Source organism: Microvirga zambiensis WSM3693 (assembly GCF_016735695.1).
In the GTDB taxonomy this organism is placed as follows: Bacteria; Pseudomonadota; Alphaproteobacteria; order Rhizobiales; family Beijerinckiaceae; genus Microvirga; species Microvirga zambiensis.
On record NZ_JAERQD010000210.1, the window covers coordinates 1 to 891 of the forward strand.

Sequence of the window (891 nt, forward strand, 5' to 3'; positions counted from 1 at the left end):
AGCACTTTGACGTCAGCGAGAGCTTCGCCATCAAGCTGGTGCGGCGAACGCGGGACACCGGCTCGCCGGCGCCGGCCCGGCAAGGTCGCCCGCCCGGAGGCGGCAAGCTGGTGCCTTATGAGAGCTTCCTGATCCAGACCGTCGAGGCAAGGCCTGCCATCACGATGCCTGAACTCGCGGCTCGGCTGCTGGAGGAATACGGAGTGGTGGCAGCCCCTGCCATGCTCTCGCGCTTCCTGTGCCGGTGCGGCTTCAGTTATAAAAAAAGCCCTGATGGCGGCGGAGTGCGCACGCGCCGACGTGCGGGATGAGCGCCGGGTCTGGCAGACCCACCGTCAGCCGCGCATGCGTGAGCAGCCGCACCGCTTGGTGTTTCTCGATGAGACTTACGTCAACACCAAGATGACGCGCCTGCGCGGGCGCTCGCGTAAAGGCCGGCGGCTGCGCATGAGCGCCCCCTTTGGACACTGGAAAACCCACACGTTCATCGCAGGGCTGCGGTGTAGCGAGCTGAGCGCGCCGTGGGTGATTGACGGCCCGATCACCCGATTGTCATTCGAGGTTTACATCGAGACGCAGCTCGCGCCGACGCTGCGCAAAGGCGATGTGGTGATCCTCGACAACCTGGCCGTCCACAAGAGCGAAAAGGCCGCTGAATGCCTGAAGCAAAAGGGCGCCTGGTTCCTGTTCCTGCCGGCTTATTCGCCCGATATGAACCCAATCGAACAAGCCTTCGCCAAGATTAAAGCGCACCTGCGCAAGGCCGAAGCCCGCACCTTTGATGCGCTCTGGCGCGCCCTCGGTAGCATATGCAACCTCTTCGAGGCGCACGAGTGTTGGAACTTCCTCAGGGCTGCCGGATATGCGTCCGTTTAACCGTCCGATGCTCTA

At 63.2% G+C, this 891-nt stretch carries 1 protein-coding gene and 1 pseudogene; both read left to right on the forward strand.

The window, feature by feature from the left end; all coding sequences use genetic code 11:
- Nucleotides 1–311 (forward strand): annotated as a pseudogene (locus tag JKL46_RS34930) (IS630-like element ISSpo6 family transposase); the annotation flags it as partial.
- 34 nt (nucleotides 312–345) lie between these two features.
- The gene (locus JKL46_RS34935) at nucleotides 346–876 is read left to right on the forward strand and encodes an IS630 family transposase (RefSeq protein ID WP_246529753.1); all 531 of its coding nucleotides are present in this window, start codon (nucleotides 346–348) and stop codon (nucleotides 874–876) included.
- Nucleotides 877–891: the final 15 nt, after the last annotated feature.

Bases quoted from the DNA above. Each gene is read 5' to 3' on its own strand.
- JKL46_RS34935 (WP_246529753.1), top strand. From the start codon at position 346: ATGCGTGAGCAGCCGCACCGCTTGGTGTTTCTCGATGAGACTTACGTC.